20 protein-coding genes are annotated in these 26,026 nt (G+C 36.8%); 4 read left to right on the forward strand and 16 right to left on the reverse strand.

What is annotated here, in order from left to right:
- Positions 1–21 precede the first annotated feature (21 nt).
- From ACSBPO_RS20840 to ACSBPO_RS20900, 13 genes are all read right to left on the reverse strand, one after another.
- Complete coding sequence (locus ACSBPO_RS20840) at positions 22–1,197, reverse strand: hypothetical protein (protein ID WP_442596721.1); 1,176 nt, start codon at positions 1,195–1,197, stop codon at positions 22–24.
- 80 nt (positions 1,198–1,277) lie between these two features.
- Positions 1,278–2,372, reverse strand: a complete 1,095-nt coding sequence (locus tag ACSBPO_RS20845) for a glycosyltransferase (RefSeq protein ID WP_442596723.1) — start codon at positions 2,370–2,372, stop codon at positions 1,278–1,280.
- 17 nt (positions 2,373–2,389) lie between these two features.
- Positions 2,390–2,905 (reverse strand): DapH/DapD/GlmU-related protein, encoded by a 516-nt coding sequence (locus ACSBPO_RS20850; RefSeq protein WP_442596725.1) that lies wholly within the window; start codon positions 2,903–2,905, stop codon positions 2,390–2,392.
- A 42-nt stretch (positions 2,906–2,947) separates the two neighbouring features.
- Positions 2,948–3,922 (reverse strand): SDR family oxidoreductase, encoded by a 975-nt coding sequence (locus ACSBPO_RS20855; protein ID WP_442596727.1) that lies wholly within the window; start codon positions 3,920–3,922, stop codon positions 2,948–2,950.
- 2 nt (positions 3,923–3,924) lie between these two features.
- The gene (locus tag ACSBPO_RS20860) at positions 3,925–5,307 is read right to left on the reverse strand and encodes a nucleotide sugar dehydrogenase (RefSeq protein ID WP_442596729.1); all 1,383 of its coding nucleotides are present in this window, start codon (positions 5,305–5,307) and stop codon (positions 3,925–3,927) included.
- 17 nt (positions 5,308–5,324) lie between these two features.
- Complete coding sequence (locus ACSBPO_RS20865) at positions 5,325–6,431, reverse strand: glycosyltransferase family 4 protein (protein ID WP_442596731.1); 1,107 nt, start codon at positions 6,429–6,431, stop codon at positions 5,325–5,327.
- A gap of 23 nt (positions 6,432–6,454) precedes the next feature.
- Positions 6,455–7,354 (reverse strand): SDR family oxidoreductase, encoded by a 900-nt coding sequence (locus ACSBPO_RS20870; RefSeq protein ID WP_442596733.1) that lies wholly within the window; start codon positions 7,352–7,354, stop codon positions 6,455–6,457.
- 28 nt (positions 7,355–7,382) lie between these two features.
- On the reverse strand, positions 7,383–8,012 hold the full coding sequence (locus tag ACSBPO_RS20875) for a sugar transferase (RefSeq protein WP_442596735.1): 630 nt from the start codon (positions 8,010–8,012) through the stop codon (positions 7,383–7,385).
- Between the two features lie 780 nt (positions 8,013–8,792).
- Positions 8,793–9,683: a UTP--glucose-1-phosphate uridylyltransferase GalU gene (gene galU / locus ACSBPO_RS20880; protein WP_442596737.1), complete on the reverse strand. Its 891-nt coding sequence runs from the start codon at positions 9,681–9,683 to the stop codon at positions 8,793–8,795.
- A 77-nt stretch (positions 9,684–9,760) separates the two neighbouring features.
- Entirely contained in the window at positions 9,761–11,584 is a 1,824-nt protein-coding gene (locus ACSBPO_RS20885; protein ID WP_442596739.1) for a polysaccharide biosynthesis protein, read from the reverse strand.
- A gap of 424 nt (positions 11,585–12,008) precedes the next feature.
- Positions 12,009–12,773, reverse strand: a complete 765-nt coding sequence (locus tag ACSBPO_RS20890) for a tyrosine-protein phosphatase (protein ID WP_442596741.1) — start codon at positions 12,771–12,773, stop codon at positions 12,009–12,011.
- 95 nt (positions 12,774–12,868) lie between these two features.
- Positions 12,869–13,570: a CpsD/CapB family tyrosine-protein kinase gene (locus tag ACSBPO_RS20895; protein WP_442596743.1), complete on the reverse strand. Its 702-nt coding sequence runs from the start codon at positions 13,568–13,570 to the stop codon at positions 12,869–12,871.
- Positions 13,560–14,303 carry a YveK family protein gene (locus tag ACSBPO_RS20900; RefSeq protein WP_442596745.1) on the reverse strand — a complete coding sequence of 248 codons (744 nt, stop codon included), beginning with the start codon at positions 14,301–14,303 and terminating at the stop codon, positions 13,560–13,562. The genes ACSBPO_RS20895 and ACSBPO_RS20900 overlap by 11 nt, the downstream gene beginning before the upstream one ends.
- Positions 14,304–14,598: 295 nt before the next feature.
- Between ACSBPO_RS20900 and ACSBPO_RS20905 the strand changes: the two genes are divergently transcribed.
- Complete coding sequence (locus ACSBPO_RS20905; RefSeq protein WP_442596747.1) at positions 14,599–15,870, forward strand: class I SAM-dependent methyltransferase; 1,272 nt, start codon at positions 14,599–14,601, stop codon at positions 15,868–15,870.
- Between the two features lie 24 nt (positions 15,871–15,894).
- On the forward strand, positions 15,895–18,489 hold the full coding sequence (locus ACSBPO_RS20910) for a metallophosphoesterase (RefSeq protein ID WP_442596749.1): 2,595 nt from the start codon (positions 15,895–15,897) through the stop codon (positions 18,487–18,489).
- 325 nt (positions 18,490–18,814) lie between these two features.
- On the opposite strand, the gene ACSBPO_RS20915 is transcribed toward ACSBPO_RS20910, so the two are convergent.
- Both ACSBPO_RS20915 and ACSBPO_RS20920 read right to left on the reverse strand, forming a co-directional pair.
- Positions 18,815–20,875 (reverse strand): methyl-accepting chemotaxis protein, encoded by a 2,061-nt coding sequence (locus ACSBPO_RS20915; RefSeq protein WP_442596751.1) that lies wholly within the window; start codon positions 20,873–20,875, stop codon positions 18,815–18,817.
- Between the two features lie 215 nt (positions 20,876–21,090).
- Positions 21,091–21,729, reverse strand: coding sequence for a Spo0E family sporulation regulatory protein-aspartic acid phosphatase (locus ACSBPO_RS20920; RefSeq protein ID WP_442596753.1), 639 nt, complete (start codon positions 21,727–21,729; stop codon positions 21,091–21,093).
- A gap of 401 nt (positions 21,730–22,130) precedes the next feature.
- Here ACSBPO_RS20920 and ACSBPO_RS20925 point away from each other — a divergent pair, with 401 nt between their 5' ends.
- Both ACSBPO_RS20925 and ACSBPO_RS20930 read left to right on the forward strand, forming a co-directional pair.
- Positions 22,131–22,688, forward strand: a complete 558-nt coding sequence (locus ACSBPO_RS20925; protein ID WP_442596755.1) for a sigma-70 family RNA polymerase sigma factor — start codon at positions 22,131–22,133, stop codon at positions 22,686–22,688.
- Positions 22,678–24,078: a DUF4179 domain-containing protein gene (locus ACSBPO_RS20930; protein ID WP_442596757.1), complete on the forward strand. Its 1,401-nt coding sequence runs from the start codon at positions 22,678–22,680 to the stop codon at positions 24,076–24,078. The genes ACSBPO_RS20925 and ACSBPO_RS20930 overlap by 11 nt, the downstream gene beginning before the upstream one ends.
- 106 nt (positions 24,079–24,184) lie before the next feature.
- On the opposite strand, the gene ACSBPO_RS20935 is transcribed toward ACSBPO_RS20930, so the two are convergent.
- A complete protein-coding gene (locus ACSBPO_RS20935) occupies positions 24,185–25,975 on the reverse strand; it encodes a hypothetical protein (protein WP_442596759.1) in 1,791 nt (596 codons plus the stop codon).
- Between the last annotated feature and the right edge of the window lie 51 nt (positions 25,976–26,026).

Raw genomic sequence — 26,026 nt, forward strand, 5'->3', positions numbered from 1 at the left:
TTATTAATAGTAACGTTGGTATTAATTAATTCTCAACATAGATAATATGATAAACATATAGGAATATGAAAATATAAACGGCTCTTTTATTTCTACCACAAACAAACCAAGTATTAATGTCATGATAAATAATATATTTTTTTGGACAAATTCCCGATTTTTCTTTAACTTCATAAACGAAATAATGTGGATAATTATGGTGATATAGAAAATAATAGTAAAAATAAACCCTATAGAATGGTAGTTTTGAATATATCCAGAATCATTTTGAAAACCAGGTGGTCTGATTTGGGATGTACCTATTAAAGTATCTAATCCAAGTTCTTTTATTGGCATCTCCCTTAAAATAATAACTGTATCAGATTTTAATAACCCTTGTGAGAACTCATCCTGAACCCATTTCACCTTATAGTCAAGTTTATTTTGAATATCATCTGGAATATTTCGAGAAACCAGTACACTACATAGGAAAATAGCAGGCACAATGAATATAAATCTCTTATTAAGTAATAATTTTTTACTTTTCTGCAAAAGAAGAGATAAGAGTAGAACTGCTAATATTAAAAGACCGGTTCTTCCAATAATAAAAGTTGCTATGGCATTAACAAGAAGCATTAATGCATATATCACTACACTTTTAAAATTACGAGCAACTGTTATTTGGTAAAGACAAATCGAAGCTCCAATTCCTAAAATTACTGATGCTTTGGCACCTGCGCTATTCATTAGGCCAGGTGGGCGCTCTCCACTAAACAACGATATATTGCCAGTCTGAACAAGTAAGTTGTCAATCAGTATACGATAGTCAATTGATATCCATGAAATTAATACAAAACAACTTTGTATAAAAATTGCAATAGATAATAATTTTAAAAATTCATCTTTATTTTTAAAAATAGATGCGAAAATAATGCTAAGCCATATACTATAAATAAAATAATATATTACTCTTGCTAAAGTTGTGGTTTCTGGCATTCCATTAAGTACATAAATAACTATGACGTGTAAAAGTATAAAAAAGTATAAAATAAAAACTTTAGCTTCACTTTTAAATATTACTGTTTTATTTTTACAACCAAACAGATAGTAAATAGTTAATAAAATTACTGTAATTTTGCCCAAAGAAAGTGAAGGAGCTATCTTAAAGCTTAGATCATATAGTGCAAAAAATATTATAATTACCTTTACAGCTTGCAATTTATTAGCCTCTCTTATTCTAAAAAGTTTAGTACCCAATACAAAAAAAACTACCTCTTTCCATATTATTTTTCAATAAGCTATTTTGATCTTTCAAATATAAAATCAAGTTTATTGATATATTCCTTTATAGAATATTTTCTACTATAGTTAATTAATATATTCGGATCGTAACCTCGTTTATATATACCTATTAACTTTTGTACAAACAAAGCTTTGTCACCTTCAGGAATTAAATCCCCATTTTTACCGTTTGTAATAATTTCAGAAATCCCACCTGGCATGTTGTACGAAACCACATAAGTACCACAAGCATTTGATTCCAAAACAACATTTGGAAAAGATTCCCTTTTAGATGTTATTAGAAGAACTAGAGAGTTTTTCATATATTTATAAGGGTTATCAATAAATCCATGTATCGTTACACGATTATATAATCCTTTTTGATTAATATATTCTTGTAAAGTCTCTCTCTCTCTTCCATCACCGAGAATATTTAAATGAAATTTTTCTGGTAACATACTTACTATATCTACCATTTCTCTATAATTTTTCACCTGTTCAATTCTTCCCACTGCAATAAGATTTATTTTATTTTCATCCCAAATGTTACCTAAATTAGTTTCATTGCTTAAATCCGATATTTTACTGCCTTCTATAGGATTATTTAAAATGATAACTTGATTATCCTTAACATTAAAGTATTCTTTGACCTGTCCTGCCATAAAGTTTGATTGTACAATTACATAATCTAACTTTCTCAATAGAATTTTATAAACAATTGAAAAGATCCTCTTTTTTATTGTCAAGTCTTTAAAAAGCCATTCACTATACACCGCATTCTCTCTACCTATAAAACACGTTTTTTTAAAAAATAAAGTTTTAATTGTTGCTAGGATAATATTAACTTGCCCTATAATGGAAAAAACAAAATCAGGTTTTATATTTTTTATCAATTTTATCAATTTGGGTATTGCTAAGATTGATTTACTTGAATTTAAATCAATTACATCAATGGCCTTTGTTAGTTTGGATAGGTGATCTCCTTCTTTTTTTACCAAAGCTAATTTGACATCATATTTAGATAAATCTAAATTATTTAGTATTTTTACTAATACAGCTTCTGCTCCTCCATGTTGAAGATTAGGGGCTACAAACAATATTTTTTTTTTCACTCTAATCACCAATACCTCTACTTTATATTACTTATTATTGCCTTTTTTCTATTCTCCAAGTTATTCTCTATAGGAATTAAAACCATTTTTTTTTCACTTTTTGAAATGTATTCCTCAAGAGTACATATCACCTTAGCAGGATTACCAGCAACTATAACCCCTTCTGGTACGTCTGCTGTTACAACCGATCCAGCTCCAACAATGCTATTCGGCCCAATACTCACTCCTGGTAGAACAATACTATTAAGCCCAATTAAACAATTATCGTGAACCTTTATTTTTGCCATCATCTCATACTTCTCCCCATTAACGATTCTGTCTTTATTCATATATCTTAAAGCTATGTCAACAGAGGCGTCATGGGTAACAAAATTCACCCCGGGGGTAATAGTGCAATTATTTCCTATCTCAACTAAGAAAGGCTCAGAGCCAAAATTACTTAATTTAGTTAAAATTCTAGTATTCTGCCCAACTTTGATATTTTTTTTGGCAAAAAAGTATTTCTTTAGCTTTCTAATAATCCTTATTATCATCTAAGTCCCCCCGGTACACCTATTTAAGTGAAAAATACTCTTTTATAAATTTTCTTTATACCAATCTATAGCAGCTACTATTCCTTCATCAAAACTCCACTCGGGATTATATTCGATCAAATCCCTGGCCTTACTAATATCCGCATTGCTATGCTTAATGTCACCTTTTCGGTTGGGACCAAAAATTGGCTTGGTATCTTTCTCTAATGCTTTACATAAACCATAATAGATATCAATTAAATATTCTCTGCCACCGTATGCTATATTATATGCTTGACCCGCAGCTTCATGAGATGCCTTACAAGCTTTCAAATTAGCTTCAATAACATTCTCTATATAGGTAAAATCTCGACTCTGTTTACCATCCCCATTAATAGTTGGCTGATCATCATTAAGCAATTGTTTTATGAATTTTGGAATTACTGCGGCATATGCACCATCTGGATTTTGCCTTCTACCAAATACATTAAAGTATCGTAGACCATAGGTATCAAGACCATATAACTTATTATATAATTTTCCATACTCCTCATTTACCATTTTAGTAAGAGCATAAGGTGACAATAAATTTCCTTCTACGCCTTCTTTTTTCGGAAGATTAAGCTCATCACCGTAAACTGATGAACTTGAAGCATAGACAAATTTCTTTACACCAGTTTGCCTTGCTGCTTCCATCATATTTAGTGTACCTTTTATGTTTACCTCTTCATAAAACAAAGGCATCTCAATACTTCTTGGAACACTCCCCCATGCAGCTTGATTTAAAACAAAATCGATTCCCTCACAAGCTTTCATACATGTGTCAAGATCACGAATATCTCCTTCGATAAATTCGTAATTAGGGTTGCCTAAAAACTCTTCTACATTTTCTTTTTTTCCAGTTGAAAAATTATCGAGCCCTCTAACTTTATAGCCTAATTTAAGTATGGCTTCTACTAAATTGGAACCAATAAAACCTGCTGAGCCAGTAACTAAGAATTTACTGCCCTCTGGAAACTTAATATTTTCATATCCCATTTTTACAACCTCCAATATACAAATCCAGTATCCTCTGCTACTTTTCTATTAAATATTCCTTTAAGGTCCATTAGTACACAATCTTTTCTATCAATTTCTATATCAAACTCAGATGTTGCTGCTACTTCATTCATAGCTTCTAAATTTACATATCCAGTTGGCCCAAACATCATTTTTACATCTTCCAATTGAATATCTTTAAATTCATCGTGTGAAACTGCAAAGATTACTGCATCCATTTCTTTGATATCTTCTATTTCACAAAGGTTAATCCTATATTCACGCCATAAATCTTCTTTGTCTGCTTGAGGGTCTACAACTTTAACGTCTACTCCGTATTCTTCTAATTCTTTTATTACGTCAACTACTTTTGTATTTCTGACATCGGGACAGTTCTCTTTAAACGTAACACCAAATATAGCTACTTTCGCACCATTTATTTGCTTATTTGCTTTAATCATTTTCTTTACCGTACTTTCGGCTACATATTTACCCATATCATCGTTTATTTTTCTTCCTGAAAGGATGATTTGGGAATGATAACCCATTTGCTCTGCTTTATATGTTAAATAGTATGGGTCAACCCCTATACAGTGACCACCAACTAATCCTGGAGAGAAATTAAGGAAGTTCCATTTCGTTCCCGCTGCTTCAAGTACTGCTTTTGTATCAATTCCCATTTTATTAAATATGATAGAGAGTTCATTCATGAAAGCAATATTAATATCACGTTGTGAATTCTCTATGACCTTTGCAGCCTCAGCCACTTTAATACTTGCTGCTTTATAAACACCAGCATCAACGACCAATTCATATACCTTTGCTACATTATCTAATGTTTCTTCATCTTGGCCTGCCACAACTTTTATAATAGTCTCTAGTCTATGAACTTTATCACCAGGGTTAATTCTTTCTGGTGAATAACCAACTTTAAAGTCTATACCACATTTTAACCCTGATTCTTTTTCTAAAATTGGAACACAGATGTCCTCAGTTACACCAGGATAAACTGTAGATTCAAAGACAACTATTGAACCTTTTGTCAAATTTCTACCTAAAGTGCGACTTGCTGATTCAACCGGTGTTAAGTCAGGTGTGTGATCATCTTTTACAGGTGTAGGCACGGCAACAATATGAAACTTCGCTTCTCTAATTCTTGCCTCATCTGAGGTAAACTCAACAGTTGTATTCTTTATTACTTCATTTCCCACTTCTTTTGTAGGATCTATGCCATTCTTATAAAGTTCAATTTTTTGTTTATTTACATCAAAGCCAATCACGTCAGCCTTTTTTGCAAAGGCAACAGCGATTGGCATCCCCACATAGCCAAGTCCAACTAATGAAATTTTCTCTTCTCTCTTAACAATCTTCTCATATAAGTTCATATTGAATTCTCCTTTTTTTATAAACCCATAGTCTGGCTAATTGATTGGTTAACAACCTTCACATCATATTTTTCTCTAGCAATCTTCTCGCTTTCTTGACCCATGTTTTTGCATATCTCACGATTAGATATCAAGTATTCCATCTTATTTATTAACCCTTTGATATCCTTGACCTTTACTAAATAACCATTTAGCCCTTCAATAACCGTCTCCCTGCAACCGGGAGCATCACTCGTGATGATTGACCTCCCCATTGCCATGGCTTCTAATACCGTTTTTGGTGTACCTTCATGATAAGATGGTAATACATAGGTGCTACATTGCGAGATAAATTGTCTCACATCAGTTTGTTCTCCAAAATACTCAATAATACCATTTACTATATAGGGTTTTAACTCATCTGGGTTTAAGGCAGAAGGATTACTGTCAAATGGCCCTACTAGTAAACAACGAACCTTAGGGTGTTTTTCTTTAACCTCTCTACAAGCTTCTAAATATTCCATTATTCCTTTATCTTTAATAAGCCTACCAATATAAAGAAATGCTGGTTCTTCCGGAAATTTTGTTGGTTTGAATTTTTCAAGATCAACTCCTGAACCATTAATTATTACTGTCTTATTATCATTTATTAAACCATTTTGAATAAACTCATTTTTATCATCTTGATTCTGAAAGAATACTTTCTTGCTACATTTGCAAGCAGCCCAGTATTCTATTTTCATTATTGTTTTTACTATTCTGTTTTTAAAACCTTCCCCTCTAAATACCGAGCCCAGTCCAGCTATTAAAGGGTACACTTCAGAAACACCATTTAACTTTGCAGCTATACTTCCATAAACAACAGTTTTTGCTTGATATGCGAACACTTTATCTGGCCTTTCCTTTTTCATGAATGTAAAAAGAAACCTTAAAGTTTTTAAATCTTTGAGTGGATTCATACCATTTCGTTCAACATATATCTGCCTATAATCAATATTGTACTCTTGAAACTTATTCTTCCATTCCACTTCAGGCTCAGAGCCTAATGCAATTACGGTATGGCCATTTTCTATAAAGTCTTTCATCATATCCATACGAAACCAAAACAATGATGATGTATGACTAGAAAGTACAGCTATTTTCATATAAATGCTCCTACTCATATATACTAATTTCTATTTTTCTCCAAGTACTCTTGCACTTCTATTCGTATTCCTTTTTCAAAAGTCATGGGATTATAACCGAAATCACTATTTGCATTTTCATGGGAATAGTTTCTATCTTCTCCCATTCTCTGAACCCGTTCTATATAATCGATTCTTCCTAACGTCATAGTTTTAATAGCTCTTGCCATTAGTACACCTAAACTTAATGGTACGCTGATGAAGACAGTTTTTTTATTGAGTTGTTTGCTTATTAACTTGAAAGCATCTATCATTTTAATAGGCCGTTCACCAGTTAAATCATAAGCGTCTCCATCTGACACTACAGGAGACATTAACACAGTAAAAAATGCCTTTCCTAAATCTCTAGCATTCACAGGTTGAATTAAACTATTTCCACCGTTAATAACAGGCATGATTCTAAGTTTATCTATCATTTTAATAAACTTACTCATATTTCTATCACAGAGATCTCCATATATCATAGATGGCCTTAAGATTGTAATTTTCGTAAGACATTTAGTATCGCTTTTTAGTGCTTTAATCTTTTGTTCTATTTTTTTATATCCTTCTGAGGCATACTTAAATTCAGAATAAATTCCTGTAGTGTGTACTAATATAGCCCATTTCACTTTATTCTTAATAGCAGATTGCACTATCATTGGTGAATGATGAATATTATAGATGTGCATTACCGTATCAACACCATTCATCACACTATCAATAAAGTCTGGATCATCTAAATCTCCTACAACCTTTTCAATATTTAAGCCGCTGTTATCCAGAAGAGAAGTATTGGATGTTTCCCTAACAATACAGCGAATAGAGCCTTCATATTTATTATTAATAAGTTCTTGTAAAAAGTATTTTCCCGTATGACCGGTGATTCCGGTGACTAATAGCATTTCAACACCTCTATTACTCTATTTACTTTCATGAATATCCCGTTTCCTTAACACTCGCAACTTCCTTCTTAACACCAGTACCACCTTCAACAACCCCATCACTCTTCACTACACTCACGATGGTTCCAAAGAAACACTTAACATCCATCCAGAGACTAATCTTTTCAACATACTCGCCATCTAACTTAGCCTTTACTTCAATTGGAAGCTCATCACGTCCATTAATTTGCGCCCATCCAGTAAGTCCAGGTGGTACATCATTAGCACCATATTTGTCTCGTTCAGAGATCAGATCATACTGGTTCCACAAAGCCGGTCTTGGCCCTATAATACTCATCTGTCCAATAACAATGTTCCAAATCTGAGGAAGCTCATCAAGTGAGGTCTTTCTTAGAAACTTGCCTATCTTTGTAATGTACTGTTCTGGATTCTCTAATAAATGAGTTGGAGTGTCCTTGGGCGTATCTATTCTCATAGTACGGAATTTCAGTATATTAAAATGAATCTTATTAATTCCAACCCGCTTTTGCTTAAATAGAACCGGACCTTTTGATTCAAACTTAATAGCAATAATTAGAATTAAAAAAACCGGTGTTAATACTAAAAGTCCAATTAATGAAAGGATAATATCTATCAATCTTTTAATTTTCATATACATGCCATGTAACACTCCTTGATAAGTTATTTAGTAAGTTAGGACTTAATTGAAAACCACTATCTTCCAACTAACTACTAACCCACTAAGCTCCATCTACTTCAAATAGTCACCTCGTAATATCGAAACAATCTACCTAAAAAATACGAAATAGATATTCAATCCATAATCACTTCAAACCGAGTTTCTTCCTATTATATATACCATTCAATCAATCTATAATTTCCACTAAAAATGCCTCAAACCAAGGATTTCAGCATCTTATCTGGCTATGATATTCCATCCCCCTTCACACTCAATCAAAAGCAAAGTGAGGCAACCTCTCAAAAAAACTAGCTCGAATACCTAACACTGTCTATCAATATCATGATCATAAATAAGGAATTCCATTATTCTCGCCTTCTTCACCGTCACCCCCTCTATCCTTAGGATGCACACTACACCCAACTTCTCCATCAACATAACTTATCACCACATGTATAGGACAGTGCTCTTTCCCTAAGTTGCGAGCGCTCATTTTCCTTTGAACTTACAACACACAAAATCCAACAAAACAATAGCCCCTATTCATATCAAAATTCATATGAATAGGGGCTATTCCGCTTATTTCTCTATTAATCACCAAAATATAAGATGCTCGAAGAGTATCAAATAAAATACTATAATAGATGATATTAATTTTCCTTATTAAGCACCTACAGAAATAACAGCTTATATTAATGACATATATAACAGAAGAAACTAGTCTTTATTCAAAAAGAAAATAGTTACAAACCCTCACTATTATTTTCCCTTCCGAACACCCATCTCCTCAACAGTCCGTTCTAAGTACGCCAACAACTCACTCTTAATCTCCTCATTTTGCAAAGCAAACTCAATCGTCGTCTTTACAAACCCCAACTTCTCCCCAACATCATATCGCTTACCTTCAAAATCATAAGCAAACACTCGTTGGATCTGATTTAATTTCTGTATTGCATCCGTCAGCTGGATTTCCCCACCAGCACCCTTTTCCTGCTGATCCAAAAACATAAAAATCTCCGGAGTCAAAATATAACGACCCATAATCGCCAAATTAGAAGGCGCTTTACCTGGTTCAGGCTTCTCCACAAAATTCTCTACCTGATACTTACGTCCATCCTGAACCGAAGGTTCAATAATTCCATAACGATGAGTCTCTTCATCCGAAACACTTTGAACCCCTATCACTGATGAACGTGTTCCTTCATATATATCAATTAATTGCTTCAAGCATGGGGTGTCGCTCTGAACAATATCATCCCCAAGCAACACTGCAAACGGCTCATCCCCAATAAAATTACGTGCACACCACACAGCATGCCCTAGTCCTTTTGGTTCCTTTTGTCTAATATAATGAATATCTGCTAACCTAGTAGAATACTGAACCTTGTCAAGTAGCTCAAACTTTCCTTTCTCCATCAAGTTCTGCTCAAGCTCAGGTGCAAAATCAAAATGATCCTCAATTGCACGCTTCCCCTTACCCGTTACAATAATAATATCCTCAATCCCTGAAGCAATTGCTTCCTCCACTATATATTGAATAGTCGGTTTATCCACAATCGGCAACATTTCCTTTGGCATCGCCTTCGTAGCTGGTAAAAATCTCGTCCCCAAACCAGCCGCCGGAATAATCGCCTTCCGAACCTTTTTCAATCCAATCCCCTCCATCTATTACCATCCATCCTACAAACCGAAGGTTTCATTCATTTCCCAAGTCTAACTCAACCCAATCACTGATTCCCAGCCATCAAATAAACCCCATTCTCCCTCCGATTAGCCAAATCCAACACATATTCCTTCAACTCTATCTCTTTCAAACTTTCAAACTGGTTGAGTAAGTACCGCACTTCATCCTCCTGCTCAAACCGTGCCTTTCCAATAAAGATCTTCGGAAACACCTCTTCAGGAAATACCTCATCCTGCCCTAGCAGTTCCTCATACATCTTCTCCCCAGGTCGAATACCAGAATACTGAATCCCAATCTCCTCTTCCGTATAACCCGAAAGGGTTATCAGGTTTTTAGCCAAATCCACAATCTTCACTGGCTCACCCATATCCAAAACAAAAATCTCTCCACCGCGAGCCAAAGACCCCGCCTGAATCACAAGCCTTGATGCTTCCGGAATCGTCATAAAATACCTAGTCATCTCCGGATGCGTCACCGTCACTGGCCCCCCAGCCAAAATCTGCTTCTTAAACAACGGTATAACAGACCCTCGACTTCCTAACACATTCCCAAACCGCACTGCCACAAACTTCGTTTTACTTGCCTTTGATAACTGCTGAATCACCATCTCCGCAATTCGTTTCGTAGCCCCCATCACATTCGTAGGATTTACTGCTTTATCAGACGAAACAAGAACAAACGTATCCACACCGAAGGTGTCAGCTGCCTCAGCCACATTCTTAGTACCAAACACATTATTTTTCACACTCTCACGAGGGTTATATTCCATCAACGGCACATGCTTATGCGCCGCGGCATGATACACGACATCTGGCTTATGCTCCTCCATCACTTCAAACATCCGAGCCCGATCCTGAATATCTCCAATAACCGGAATAATTTCAATTGAAGATTGAAACGTATTCCTCAGCTCCATGTCTATTAGATAAATACTATTCTCCCCATGCCCAACCAACACAATTTTTTGAGGTGAGAATCGGCCAATCTGCCTGCAAATCTCTGAACCTATCGAACCACCTGCACCCGTTACTAACACTGTTTTCCCAGTCACATACCCCGAAATACTTTCAATATCCAACTCGACCGGTTCTCGTCCTAGTAAATCCTCTACTTCGACATCACGGAACTGGTTGACCGCTACTTTCCCCAGCATGATATCTTCCATCATTGGCATGATTTGCGTTTTTACATTAGTTTTTAAGCATTCATTAAAAATCCGACTCATTTCCGTCTTATTTAAGGAAGGGATTGCAATCACAATTTTATCGACTTGATACTTCCCAGCGATTCCCCCAATTTCCTTTGATGTTCCCGCTACCGGAATGCCTAATATCTGCAGCTTTACTTTTTTTCTATCATCATCAATGAACGCAACTGGCTTTAAGCCTAAGTCTCGATTATTTAATAGTTGGCGAACAATTAACGTTCCTGCTTTCCCAGCACCAACAATCAATACCTTCTTCATTTCCCGATGGGGCTTTACATAATGATCTCGGAACACTCGCCATGAGAATCTCGTTCCACCGATACAGAGAACATGCAGCATCCAAGCTGTCACTAATGCTCTCATATAAAGATCGAACCCTACAAAATATTGAAAACATGCTGTGACCACAATCGAAAAGGTAACAGCCTTTACAATCGCAACTAATTCACCAATACTTGCATATTCCCATGCCTTTTTATATAAATGAAAAAATGAAGCATATATATGGTGACTAATGAGTAAAATAGCTGAACTAATGACTAGACTTTCAAACTGAAAAATAATAGATGGATTGAGTGGTCCATAACTTAAATACATGGCGACTATAACAATTAATGAATCCAAACCTGCTAAAAAGGCCAAGCGTCTTCGATAACTCATCCATTTCCCCCCAAGATTTATTTCGAATCACTTTTTATCCAAAAATAAATATCTAATGAAAACACATGTGTCTTACACACATACTTTCATTAGATATTTAGATTATTATTAAAATCGTATTGTTTTCTTAGTCCCAAAAGTAAACTATTGTGGACAACGTTTTCCTATTTCTCCTATATATAAATTATTATGGGCATCTAACCCATCCTCACACCATGCTATTGACGACTGGCGTCTAAGGAATAAAACCTATGACAAAAGTTCTATACCCACAGCATAGCCGAGTGCCTCCAACGATATCGGATAGGAGACATTGCCGATCAGGTCGGATGCCTGACTTCTTCTTGTTGTTGTAAAGGTTCTCTATCTGTTATCAGCAACAATATATATAGAAGGAACTAGTATTTTTTGTTAATAGATCACTTTAAAAAATACCCAGCACTTTTTTTCTTTTTATCCTATCAGGTATTTCTTTATATACATTTTTCCCACTAACTAATAATTCTGCATTTTCTCGAAACAGATAAACCATATCCATTCCATATTTCTTTTCAATCGTTTCAAAGGCTTCTAGCATTTTAAAGGAACGATTGGAAATATTATGTGCATCAGATGAAACAAAATGGGTAAGATTTGCGTCTATTAATTGAAGGGAAAACTTCTTAATGTTTTTCCCGAAATAACCCGCTACACTGGAAGCAGTTATTTGGGTTAATGCACCCTTTTTCACCAATTGATAGAGTTTTTCAGGCTGTTCGATTAATTCCTGATTTCTCTCTGGATGAACGATAATCGGTACGAGACCCTTCATTTGGATATCGAAGAGAAGTTGTTCGGTATATCGAGGAACATGTCCAGATGGGAGTTCGATAAATAGGTATTTACTATGGTTTAAAGAAAGAATTTCATCCTTTTGTAAATCCTCTAGTAAATCACCATATATTCGAACCTCTTGACCAGGCAAAATTCGTAGATTGATATTAGCATTTTGAAGCTCTTCACTTAAATGAGCAACTTGTTCAAGAATGCCCATTTTTGTATTTTCATATTTTCCATTTTTATGATGAGGGGTTGCAATGATGGTATGAATGCCTTCGCTCACTGCCATTTTTGCCATTGCGATACTATCCGCTAAACTTTGTGAGCCGTCATCTACATTCGGCAAAATGTGACAATGTATATCAACCATTACCAATACCCCCTATTATTCCCACATTCTTACCTCTTTAATAGTAACATATGACTAGCATTTGTTGTAAAGGGAGGAAAATTGTCGAATCCCGTCTATTTTCCTCCATAATAGTAGTAATACTGGCTATCCTTTGCTTTTTTCTGATTTAACACTACTCCAAGCAACTTCCCTTTCGCACTTAGAAGTAGTTCTTTCGCCTTAGTCGCACCTTCAATTTCTGTCTTTCCGCTATTCACAACTAAAATCGTGCCACTGCATTTATTCGCCAAAATTTGCGCATCGGTTACGGCTAATACTGGCGGCGTATCAAATAAGACAAGATCGAATTGCTGATGCGCTTCTTCTAATAGATCCTCCATCGATTTTGAGCCTAGGAGTTCAGCTGGGTTTGGCGGAATAGGTCCTGAAGTTAATAGATATAGGTTTTCTATATCTGATTGATTAACTGCATCTACTAGAGTGACTTGCTTCGTTAGTACATTGGTTAAACCCTTATTATTATCTAATAGAAACGTATAATGAACGGTTGGTTTACGTAAATCCGCATCCACTAAAAGGACCTTTTTCCCTTGTTGGGCAAACACGATGGCTAAGTTCGCAACCGTCGTTGATTTACCATCCCCTGGTCCTGCAGATGTCACCATTAAGGATTGAATCGTTTCATCTATTGAAGAGAACTGGATATTTGTTCGGATTGTTCGGTATTGCTCGGAAATCGGTGAGCGTGGTTCGTTATGGGTAATCAGATTTCTCCTGTTGGTTGCCATCTTCTTATGTTCACGACTAAGCGCCATACGTCTCACCTCTTACTTCTGACTTTCTTTTTCTAGCATATTTTTTACTTTTTGAATTGTCTTCTATCGTGGTAATGGCCCCTAATACAGGTAACTCTAGTAACTTTTCAATATCCTGCTCTGTTTTGATCGTGTTATCTAAGTATTCTAGTAAAAACGCTAAACCTACACCTGCCATTAATCCGACCACTATGGCGATCGCAATGTTTAGTACTGGCTGCGGTTTTACTGGTGATGGTACCTCTTTTACAACTGCTTTTGCTAGAATACTAACATTATCGACATTCATTATTTTTACAATTTCACGTTGAAACACATTAGCTGTTGTATTGGCAATATCTGCAGCCATATACGGATCTGGATCTTGAACGGTAATGGCCAGGACTTGTGAATCCCTCTCACTGCCAACAGTGATTTTTGAATTTAATTGTTCGGTTGTAGCATCTAAGTCCAAATCTTTAATCACTAGTTCTAGTATCGCTGGACTTTTAATAATGACGTTATATGTGTTGATTAACTGTAGGTTTGTTTGGATTTCCCCAATATTGTAAACCGGCTGATCATTCTTCGCTTGGTTTACCAATAGCTGAGTAGATGAGGAATAAATAGGTGTTAAAACAAAAAAACTAATTACCCCACTCACTATGGCCGCGACCAAGGTAATGGACGTAATTAACCATAATCTCTTACGTAATGTTTGAAACAGTTCTCTTAAACTAATCGTTTCTTCCATAGCTGCCTCCATAAATTGCTAAATTTCTAGGATATTATACCATATTCGGGACCCGAATTTTCCGTTATTTTGTAAATTTGTTAAATTATTTGTCGAACCTACCACCTATCGAACTATTCCCTTCTCCATTGGAAACAAAAAAAGGCTCGCAAGAGCATGCGAAACTTAGGGACGGTTCTTCTGTTTCATTTGCCCCCAGTCAAATGAAGCATGAGAACCGTCCCCATGCTTATTTCCACCCCAAAAAATGGCTATACTAATCCCATTAAAACTGAATCTCTGGAGGTGTACTATATTGGCAATTTTCCAATTACGGTCCTCGAACCCAAGGCTTTCTTATGTTGTTGGTAAAAATCCCAGTTCTGGAATGTTGGTAAAGAGTGTACGCAAGGGGAAGTCGTTTGGTTGGTTTTCGGATTCTTATACGTACAATGTGTATTTCAAGGATGCTGAAAATGAGGTCTCCTACCCGAAAGATCGGGAGGAGCAGTTTGAGTATTTGAATGTTTCGCGTTATAACACTCCCATCTTCCCGTTAAATGTGGTAGCGGATTATTTTGGGACGTCCTCAAAAAAGCTGCAAGAAGATGATACAGAAGGCTATGAGCACCAAATGACCGTGAATCTTGTTCAAGTTGACCTTATTAGATATCTCCACTTTTTCCAGCACCACTTTAAGGACTTCGAGCTGGCTTGGGAGGAGCTCGCACATCAAAACTATCGGATGACGATTAAAACTAAGAAAACACTTTTTGAGTTGTTTAATTATAGTAATACCTTGTTTTTGCTCTTATCTTTAATGAATCGTTCCTATTTCGATTTGACGCCCGATACCATTGAGAAGTATATCCGAAGCATGAACGCCATTGATGCACCTTTTTTCATTCGCTATTTATTTGCTCGGAATGTGCTGACTAAGATGGATTGGTTTCGTCGCTACAAAAGCATGTTGGAAGACACGTCGAGATACGAAATCGATTTTGCCTTCGGAAACACAGCAAAGCAGCGCAGGGAATGGATTACCCGTCAGCTTCCGTTTAAGCATCCGATTATCGATGTCGGCTGCGGCGAGGGTGCTTATGCTATACCGTTTAGTCAAAAGATCACTCCTCACTTTGTCCATGCCATCGATATCGATGAAACAGCACGCTTAAAAGTAGCTCAAAAAGCCGAACGTCAAGATATTGAAAACATCATTCTTTACGAGTCCATTGACCATTTTTTGAAAAATAACTCTAGGGAATTAGCAGACGTCCTCCTAACCGAGGTCATCGAGCACATGAGTGAAAAAGCAGCTGAAGAACTGATCGCAAAAATCATTCAAAACATTCCTATTCATAAACTGATCATCACCACCCCAAACCGTGATTTCAACCAATTTTACGAAATCGAAAGGCGTCATGAGGATCATCAATGGGAAATGAATGAAGCGGAATTCAAAAGCTGGATTCATAAAATCTTTCCCGATGGCTGGGATATTTTTCACCAAGGAATTGGCGACAGGGTCAATGGGATTCACACGACTCAAGGAGTAGTCATTACGAGAAAGGATGATCAGCGATCATGATTATTTTGCTGAAGGGTGTAACTCATGATAATTGAGACGAAACTACATACGATTTACATGCTGATTGGACCGACGGAATGTGGGAAATCGACGTTTGCGAAGAATGTCCTCCTCCCCCAACTGCAGTTTCATGATGATGAAAAAAACTATCGCAGCAATGTCCAGTACCTTTCCAGTGATGAAATTCGCCAGGAGCTGCTTGGCTATCCATACGATAAATATGATTCGATGATGATGGAATCCTCCGTCCAGGCGTTTGATCTGCTTTTTCACAAGCTGCGGGCCGTGACAAGTTTTCCGATTAATGCTGATTTTGTTATTGTCGACACGATTGGGCTTGCTGAGGATTTTCGAAAAAAAGTGATCACGATTGCCCAAGAAAACCATTATCGGTTAGAGGCCATTGTGTTTGATTATAAAAATATAAGAGACTATTACGCATCCAAGCGCAGTAAAAAGGTCATCGCCACTCACGTCAACCGCATGCGTCGAGATGTGCTGCCAACCTTGAGACGGAGCGACTTTGATGATATTCATCGTATTCGCGAGAAAAACTTTCTGAGTTCTGATGGGTATGAGGTTGTGGTCGAAAATCGAGAGGAATATTTGAATCACCTTCTTCCGCACGGCCACTTTTACATTATCATTGGGGATGTCCATGAATCACTAGATGCTTTGCAGAAGATGATTACCATACATGGTTTTGAGATTGTCGATGGCAAAATAGAGCGGACCTCCAAAAGTGGCGATAAAAAGTTCGTACTAATTGGCGATTTTATCGATAAGGGAAAAAACACCGCGGCTACCGTTGAATTTCTCTATGAAAATCGAGACTACTTTTATTTTGTAAAAGGCAACCACGAAAACTTTGTTTCCAAATATCTGAAGGATGAGATTGACCATGTTGATCCTCATTTGCTGGAGACCTTTTTCGATTCGATTCCTGTTTTGACAGCTGATTTGGAGTTACAAACAAAGTTCCAAGCACTTGTGGATTTGTCGCGCGATTTCTACCGCTTCATCGGCAAGGAATATAATAGCTACTACCTTACACACGCTCCTTGCCGCAATCCATATATCGGAAAAATGGACACGACCTCGCGCCGAAATCAGCGCCGATTTGCCACGGATTTTGAGGCGGATCTCCAAGAGCAGCTGCAATTTTTGGAAAAAGAAAGTGGGAACAATTTTCCCTACCATGTATTCGGGCATGTCGCCACTCGTGAAGTGATTCGTTTGAAAAATAAAATTGGCATTGATACAGGGTGTGTGACTGGAAATGCGTTAACGAGTGTAGCTTTGAATGCACAAAAGCCTATTTTTAAGAGCGTCCCTGCAAGTGGATTGGCTGCGGGTGAGCCGGAACTAACAGATCAACCAGTAGAGGAGTTGTCACAACCTTTCTTACGCAAGTCTAATGAAGTAAAGCTCGTTGAGTTGAGTGAAAGCGACCAAAAGCGTTTAGATTATATACTCCATAATAAGGTTAATTTTATCTCTGGAACGATGAGCCCTGCCGATAAGGATGTAAGAAAGAATGAGCTTGAAAGTTTGACGAAGGGGCTTGATTTTTTCAAAGAAAATGGCGTCCGTGAAGTGGTGCTGCAGCCTAAATATATGGGCTCCCGCTGCAATCTGTACTTGTCACGCGATTTGGAGCAGTGCTATGCGGTCAGTCGGAATGGCTATAAAATGAATCATATTGACTTAACAGAAGTGTTTGGTCGTTTACATGCAAAATTTCTTCCGTGGATGGATGAAAAAGCGATCGATATCGTTATTTTTGATGGCGAGCTTCTCCCCTGGCAGGCACTAGGAAAAGGCTTGATTGAGAGCCAATTTGATGTCGTCACCAAAGCGCTTGAAACGGAAATTAGCTTTTTGAAGGAGTTTGGCTTTGAAGAGAGTTTACAGGAGTTAGCTAACCGATACGATTCGAGTGGCTTTGAAGAAGAAAAGTCGCGGCATTCCAAGAAGGACCTCATCTCCCACTATGGTTTGAATAATTATCATAACTTTAAAGATTTGAAGGATATTTTGGCGGCGACACACAGCCTAGATGAGCAGGACAAAGCTTATCAGGTATACCGGAAACAGCTTGAAATCTATGCGAAGGACAACGAGTTGGAGTTTAAGCCCTTCTCAATTTTAAAGATGGTTTATGTTAACGGAGAGGAAGAAATTCCGAAGATGAAAACATCCGAAATGTTCTCATTTATTAGTGAAGATGATTTTTTGATTATGAATTTAGAGGAAACCTATGACGGTGCTTTGGAGTTTTTCAAAAAGTTGACTTTTGAACACGGCATGGAAGGTGTCGTTATCAAGCCAGAGGTGCAACAAGATGGACTGCTTCCATTTATGAAAGTGCGTAACTCGGAATACCTGACGCTCGTCTACGGATATGACTACCGGTTCCCGCACAAATACGCAAAGCTCATCAAGCAAAAAAGCATCAAGAAAAAAGTCCAAAAGTCGTTAGTTGAATACAAATTGGGCATGGAAATGCTCCAAACTAGATTGGACGAAATTGGACCAGAAAATACAGCTTACAAACAAACCATCGCTAACCTACTATTCGAAGAAAGCCAAAAAAGTGAAATTGACCCAAGATTGTGAGGCAGGAGTGGGGGGCGGTTTTGAAGCAGAGGGACGGTTCTTCTGCTTCATTTGCCCACGGGCAATGAAGCATGAGAACCGTCCCCATGCATCATTGAATTGTGACAAAGTCGGAAACATCGTGCCGAAAGTCGGATAAGTGGCCATTTTAGACGGATAAGTAGGGGGAAAATCCGGATATCTGCTTCAAAAAGTCGGATAAGTTTAAATACTAGATAACCCCCTGGCCATGAAACAGAAGAACTGCCCGCGTGCTTTTCATATAAAAAGGCTCGCAAGAGACTTTGCGAGCCGGAAATGCTCATTAACAATCCTATCTGTTTTTTTATAGTTTAAACTCCTGAATCATTTCCTCTAATTCTAGTGCTAACTTTGATAGAGCAACAGCAGATGCGGAGATTTCCTCCATTGTAGCTAATTGTTCTTCTGTCGCTGCAGATACGGTTTGTGTTCCTTCTGCTACGACACCTGAGATTTCCGCAATCGTCGTGACGGAATCGACTACTTTTCTGGTATTAGTTGAGATTTGAGCCGAGGATTGTGATACATCCACGATTTTTGCATTTACCTCATGCAAAACGTTTTTAATCTCAACGAATAGTTCATTTGCTCGTTCTACCACTGTTAATCCTTTGTTTAATTCCTCTTTACCAGAATCCATTTCGTTGACGACTTCAACGGTATCACTTTGGATTGTTGTAATTAACTGAGCAATTTGTTTCGTTGAAGCACCGGATTGTTCCGCTAACTTACGAACCTCATCTGCAACAACGGCAAAACCTTTTCCATGTTCACCCGCCCTTGCTGCTTCGATAGCCGCATTCAAAGCTAATAGATTGGTTTGATCGGCAATACTTCCAATCACATCAATAATCTTTTCTACTTCTTTCGAACGGTTATTCATTCGATCAATCGCACTCGATAAGGTTGCAAATTTGCTAAAGATGGATTCCATTTGTTTTAGTGCTTCGCTTACGATTTGCGATCCATCTATAGTTTTTCGGAATGCTTCCTCTGACAATGTAGCTGTCATTTGAGCGTTGGCCGAAACCTGTTCCACCTCATGGGACATTTGATGAATAACTTCTACACCTTGAGAAACACTAACTGTTTGTTTTTCTGTGCCCGTTGCTACTTCCTGTATCGTAACGGTGATACTCTCTGCTGCTTGACTCGTTTGTTCAGAGCTTGCAATTAATTCCTCGGAGGAAGAAGCAACCTGGGATGATGTTTCTTTTAATCTCGTTATCATATCCACTAGGTTATTTTTCATCACAAGAAAAGCCTGTCTTAACTGTCCAATTTCATCCTTGCTTTCTTTTTCCACAGCCTCAGCAAATGACAAATCACCTTGAGAGATGCGAATCGCCGAGTCCTTCAATCTCGTTAATCTATTCATATGTTTTCCCACATACCACGCAGTCCCACCGATAATCAGAACACTCATCGCCACAAGGACAATTAAGATGATATAGAACGTTTCTGTAAAATGGACTTCAATGTCCTGTAATGTGTCTCTACCAGTATCACTATTTTTAGCATATGGTGTTGTATCTAAATTGATATATAACACATAGGGAACATTGCTTTGTTTATCGATAATCGGATAATAGATTTTCCCTTGCTTTCCATCTATAGAGATTTGTGGCTTTTTAGAATCAAACACTTGCTTGATTGTAGAGTTCTCAATTTGGGACCCTTTCTTCCATTCACTTTTTTCCCCATCTGCCAATGATTCCGTTAAAACCGTATTAAAATTATCAACCAAATAGATTTGTTTCACTCCACTTTCAGGTTGAATGGATTTTGATAATAGAAGTTCAATGTCAGATGAATTTATAGCCGTTTCGATAATTCCCTTTTGGTCATATCGTGGAATCGCCATAAATTTAAAGATTTCCCCGGTTTCCACTTTAACCTTCAGCGTAGAAGGAAGAACCGTAGCTTCTCCATTTAGAAGCATCTTATATCCGTCCCAGATCGAAAATAAATTGGTTCCAATCGAAACTTGTTCTGTCGCCGTTGTAAAAATACCCTCTTTGTCAGTTAGATAAATATCAGTCATATTGGTTTGTTTTGCTAACTTAGCTAAATCTTCGTTTGTAAGTGGCTTTTGTTGGTCTAAATTCTGAACGACATAAGCCGCATTTAACATACTTTGATCAATCACTTCTTCTTGTTTTACTAAATTGTTGCCAATAGAAGTAGCTAATTGAGATAACTGACTTTTTACATAAACATTCGTATTCTCAGCCATTTGAACATCAGATTGTTTGACGTCTTTAGAAAGATTAGATTTGAAGAGTAATAATGAGGTCGTCGTTGTCCCAAAAAACACAAGAAACATGGCAACAAACATTAGTATAAAGCGGCTTTTAAGCGACATGAGAATACTCCCTTTATTAGGTATTTTATCCTAAGCATACCATGTCGAATTTTGTCTGAAAATAGGGATTTTTCTTTTTTCCTAGTGGTAAATTGGACCATTTTTTTGAAGCATAGGGACGGTTCTCATGCTTCATTAGCTCCGCTAATGAAGTACGAGAACCGTCCCCCTGTTGCACGAAAAAAACACAGTCTTCTGACCGTGTTTTTTGTTGCTTAATACGTACTCAATAAACTAATCTTAAATTCTCCACCCATTCTATGATCCATTACTGTAATCTGAATCGGCAGGTTAAATTTTTCCGCCAATCCCTTAATGATTCCCTCATTAAAGGAAGCCGAATAGTAAAGGGTATTGCATATCACATAAATTTCTCTTCTTCCTTGAAAATACACTTGATAATAACCCTCTATACCATCAGAGTGGTTCAATTTATAGGCCATATCCAAGGTTAAAAGTCCCTTTTCAAAGGAATCTATTTCGCCCGGGAAAAGGCTATTTTCCGGTACGAACTTCCCTATATCCCTGATCAGTCCCTCATCATATTCTTCTTCTAACTTCAATAACACCTGATAGATGTCGTTTAAAGAATGCCAATGGGAAGTGTCTTTTTCTAGTAATTCATGGTTTAATCCATTATATTGTAAACCACTATTAATATTCTGAATGATACTTCCGTGTACTTGAAAGTCATCTATTATTCTATTGGTCTGATTGATATATTTATTCTGGAACCAATTGAGTAAACGATCCAGATCCTGACTTATTTGAACCGTTTTAGTTCCTGTAAAGCCATTCACTCTAGCTTCTTCAAACATTTGAATGCGTGTTCTCTCGATTAATTGGTTTAACATGCTAAAGTCTCCCCCTTAATCACTAGTAAAATATTACTATATAGATTGTTACTATAATGACATACTTTAGTACGTTAGCAAAGAGAATCTATTCGACAAAAATTTCAAGAAAAGAGGGAAACAGAGGGAAACAGAGGGAAACAGAGGGAAACAGAGGGAAACAGAGGGAAACAGAGGGAAACAGAGGGAAACAGAGGGAAACAGAGGGAAACAGAGGGAAACAGAGGGACGGTTCTTCTGCTTCATTTTGAAGCAGAAGAACCGTCCCCGTGCTTATGCCCGTGCTTATGACTTGTGGAATCATTTCTTTTTTTAAGTGATTAATTTTTTATTTTTAAATTTGAATTCCTCATCAATAGTCTTAACGTCTAAATAGTGACTTTATAAGGAGGGCAATCGATATGGAAACTTCATTAAATGAAGAAGATTGGATAGAAACAAACACGGAATCACAATTAGAAGCCATCATGATTGAGTATAGCACGGAGCTTAGTTTTTTAGCTTACACGTATGTAAAAAATATAGAGACGGCAAAAGATATCACCCAAAACGTCTTCATTAAATGTTATACACATTTACATTCGTTTCAAGGGCATTCTTCTATCAAAACTTGGCTATACCGAATCACCATTAATGAGTGCAAAGACTATTTAAGATCCGCCTTTTTTAGGAGGGTTATTCCAAATGGGTTATTAAGGGAAGAACATCATCAATCAACACACTCTCCCGAAACAGACTTACTCGCAAAAAGTGAGCAGCAAGAAATGTTGAACTATGTTTTACAACTTCCACCTAAGTACCGTGAAGTCATTTTATTGTTTTACATACAGGATCTATCTCATCAAGAAATAATTGAAACCCTTACGATCAACAGTCACACGTTAAAAACAAGGTTAAGTCGAGCAAAGGCACGTTTAAATAGGATTTTAGATAAGGAGGGTTTTAGTCATGGAGAATAAACTTTTGGAATTAAAGAGAGAGTTGAAAAGACCTGAGATTCGGAAGACACTAGCTTTTCATCAGAATGATCGTGAAAAAGTAATTCAATCCATTAGACAAAATCAAAGTGTTGTTAGGAGACCTGTGAAAAATTTCGTTTATAGTAAAAGAGCAATACCAACTATTGCAGCAAGTCTATTTGTTATATGCTCTATATTCTTTTATCCACAATTACAAGTAGCATTAGCAAAGGTTCCGGGGGTACATTACCTTTTTACTCTATTTGCCGATGAGGGTGTGCAAAAAGCTAAACAACAAGATTTATTTCACTCGCTTAATGAAAAAAACACTAGCAATGGTATTTCGGTGTCAGTCAATGAGTTATTATATGATGGAAGTCGCTTTATCATCAGGTATACAGCTGAGTCCAACACCAAAAACGTCAGCGGTGACAATGCTGCTCCTGGTAATATGCTTTTGACCATTAATGGAGAAGATTTAAATTACCGTCTTAGTTCATCTGGGCACCAGGAAAACACAGAAAATAAAGAAGAGCTTTTACTTGAGATTATTCCTGGTAAGTCATTACCGGACCAGTTCGATTTGGGCATATCTTTTTCGAATATTGGTGAAACAGCTGGTGATTGGAAATTCCAAATACCTGTTGTAAAGAATGAGAAACTAACGCATACCGTTAAGACCAATATCTCCTCCACCTATGATGAAACAGGTACTACAATGACGGTTAATGAGGTTAACTTCTCCCCTACTGCCATTGCGATTAAGACAAATGTGAAGAATCCTTTATATTCGACGGAAATGGTTCAAAATTTGATACCAAAAGGAGATATACAAGACGGATTCCCAGTTATTGAATTTGAAGTTATGGATGACCAGGGATATGTCTTACCCTATATTGCAGCTGATAATTGGATTAGTTCTCCTATTATTAAAGTAATGCCCTATGAGGACCTTTCCTATTTACCTAAAACGCTAACAGTCAAGACCATTATTCATCGCGCTTGGGGAGCATCGACTGAAGGAAAACCACATCCGTTTGAAGAAAAGCAATTGTTACTCACTCCTACCCCATATTTGGTTAAGCAAGAAGAAAATGCAGGACTATTTGTGACAAAGGTGGAGGATCTGAAGGATGAAATACAAGTACACTATGAGATTAAAGGAAACTTACATCTAATGAGGAACTCTATCTATCTTTTAAGTGAAAAGAATAACCAAAAAATCCGACCATCCAACTATTTGGAAATGGATTATTATAATAGAAATCATGTGGCTAAATTTGATAAGGCCATGCTGAATAATGAGCCGATTGACCAACTATTTATTGGTACAATGAAAACCGACTATCGAGAGATTAAGGAGTTAGAAGTAACGGTACCAATAAAATAAGAAGCATGGGAAGAAGCATGGGAAGAAGCATGGGAAGAAGCATGGGGACGGTTCTTCTGCTTCATTGGCCCCCTGGGCCATGAAGCATGAGAACCGTCCCTGTGCTTTACTCTGATACTACTAAATCCGTTAAGTCTGAACCAGAAATGGTAATTGGTTTAGTTGCTCTAGGATTATCAAAATTACCAATTTTAATGATATATTGACCATCTACTAAACTATCTATCTCAAAATTCCCATTTTCATCCGTCATGAAATTGTATCCGAAAGAACCTCCGTTGCCGTATCCCATTGATATCGGCTGCCGTGCTAATGGATTTCCATCCTTATCAATCGCTTTTCCTTTTATAGAATAGGTAGGAACAGAAAGGTGGATATCTTCATTTATATTTTCTCCATTTACAACAAACTCAGTTGGTGTTGAAACATCAAAACCAGGTACATGATAACGAATTTCATAAGTACCATTTGGAACCTGGAAATGATAGGATTGATAATTTCTTGGATACTCTGAATAAGTAACTCCCGTATTTTTATCAACCAAAATGATTCCAGCATAAATTTCTTTCCCATTTACATCATACATATTTCCTGAAACATCATATAAAGGAGCATTGGAAGTTAAAATCAAACCTGATTGATTTTGACCATTAATGTTTATCGATTGCTCGATTAATGGATTCTCCATACTTCCAAATTTGATGACATACTCTCCATTCGGTAAATTGCTTAAAGTAAAATCCCCATGCCAACCTGTTTGAAATTGGGCCATTAGACCATTTTGATTTATCACATAAATTTTAGCAAAGCTTAGTGCCTGATTATTTTTGAATTGAGCCTTTCCTGTAACGGTATAACCTGTCCCTGTCTCTTCCGTCCCTTTTAGGATAATACCTTCAGCATTACCATTGTTAATGGTAATAACACCAGTTGCTAATGGATTTTTCCAATCATAACCCACGTTAAATCTGTAAGTTCCATTAGGTAGTCCTGTTACGGAGAAAGATCCATCCGAATCGGTCTTCGGTCTTCCTCCTTCTATATAACCACCCCATCCCGTATTATTAGGGTCAAAGATGTGAATTCTTTGATTTCCTAACGGCGATCCATTACTACCAAGAGCTACACCTGAAGCTGTAAATGTTGGTTCACTTATTTTTAATTCCAATTCTTCTATATTACTGCCACTAATCACAATTTCATCTTCGGAAATAAGTAAGCTCTGATACGGTTCTATCCAAAATCTAATCTTATACTTACCGTTTGGAAGGTCTGGAATATAATACTCTCCATTTTGCGTACCAAAGGAAGGGAACGTATTATTCTTTTCATCCATTAAATAAAAATAAGTATAGAAGGCTTTCCCTTCTGAATCTAGCAATCTTCCTGTTACCTTATATTTTTGATTTTCAGAAGGTGGATTGTTTTTCAAATCCGAAATATCCTTAAGAATTTGGTTTATTTGCGTTTCAATTGTAGTTTTAAAAGTATTGAATTGAACTGAGATGAATTGAGTGATGTACTCATTTAATGAGGCAAGTTGACTGCTTATGTTTTTTATATTGTCATCTTGTTCCTTTGAAGATGTTTCTAGTTGAGAGAGTGTTTTTTCCTGTTCGGTTACTTTAGTTGATAGAGTATTAATCTCGGTGCTTTGATTCTGAATTTTTTCATTTAATAGCGTGATTTCCTGATTATGATTGGTTGTCAGATCTTTTAATAATTGCTGTTGCTCTGAGACCATTGTTGATAGAGTGTTAATCTGTTTTTGTAAATCTTCTATTTGAGATGGAATTCCTTTATCGGAACCATCCTTCGCAAAACTATCCTTTCCTGCCAAGAAAGTAGAAAAGAGTATTACGAGAGCTACTAATAGAAATGCTTTGCTCTTATTCATGCCTTACCTCCTAATAAATTGTAAATATCTACCTATTCATTCTAAATGGCA

The sequence above is a fragment of the Neobacillus sp. D3-1R genome (assembly GCF_052180215.1).
Classification (GTDB): domain Bacteria; phylum Bacillota; class Bacilli; order Bacillales; family Cytobacillaceae; genus Pseudoneobacillus.

Coding starts and splice junctions, on each gene's coding strand:
- ACSBPO_RS20850 (WP_442596725.1), bottom strand. CDS start 2,905: ATGATAATAAGGATTATTAGAAAGCTAAAGAAATACTTTTTTGCCAAA.
- ACSBPO_RS20855 (WP_442596727.1), bottom strand. CDS start 3,922: ATGGGATATGAAAATATTAAGTTTCCAGAGGGCAGTAAATTCTTAGTT.
- ACSBPO_RS20860 (WP_442596729.1), bottom strand. CDS start 5,307: ATGAACTTATATGAGAAGATTGTTAAGAGAGAAGAGAAAATTTCATTA.
- ACSBPO_RS20865 (WP_442596731.1), bottom strand. CDS start 6,431: ATGAAAATAGCTGTACTTTCTAGTCATACATCATCATTGTTTTGGTTT.
- ACSBPO_RS20870 (WP_442596733.1), bottom strand. CDS start 7,354: ATGCTATTAGTCACCGGAATCACCGGTCATACGGGAAAATACTTTTTA.
- ACSBPO_RS20875 (WP_442596735.1), bottom strand. CDS start 8,012: ATGTATATGAAAATTAAAAGATTGATAGATATTATCCTTTCATTAATT.
- ACSBPO_RS20885 (WP_442596739.1), bottom strand. CDS start 11,584: ATGAGTTATCGAAGACGCTTGGCCTTTTTAGCAGGTTTGGATTCATTA.
- ACSBPO_RS20890 (WP_442596741.1), bottom strand. CDS start 12,773: ATGGTTGATATACATTGTCACATTTTGCCGAATGTAGATGACGGCTCA.
- ACSBPO_RS20895 (WP_442596743.1), bottom strand. CDS start 13,570: ATGGCGCTTAGTCGTGAACATAAGAAGATGGCAACCAACAGGAGAAAT.
- ACSBPO_RS20900 (WP_442596745.1), bottom strand. CDS start 14,303: ATGGAAGAAACGATTAGTTTAAGAGAACTGTTTCAAACATTACGTAAG.
- ACSBPO_RS20910 (WP_442596749.1), top strand. CDS start 15,895: ATGATAATTGAGACGAAACTACATACGATTTACATGCTGATTGGACCG.
- ACSBPO_RS20915 (WP_442596751.1), bottom strand. CDS start 20,875: ATGTCGCTTAAAAGCCGCTTTATACTAATGTTTGTTGCCATGTTTCTT.
- ACSBPO_RS20920 (WP_442596753.1), bottom strand. CDS start 21,729: ATGTTAAACCAATTAATCGAGAGAACACGCATTCAAATGTTTGAAGAA.
- ACSBPO_RS20925 (WP_442596755.1), top strand. CDS start 22,131: ATGGAAACTTCATTAAATGAAGAAGATTGGATAGAAACAAACACGGAA.
- ACSBPO_RS20930 (WP_442596757.1), top strand. CDS start 22,678: ATGGAGAATAAACTTTTGGAATTAAAGAGAGAGTTGAAAAGACCTGAG.
- ACSBPO_RS20935 (WP_442596759.1), bottom strand. CDS start 25,975: ATGAATAAGAGCAAAGCATTTCTATTAGTAGCTCTCGTAATACTCTTT.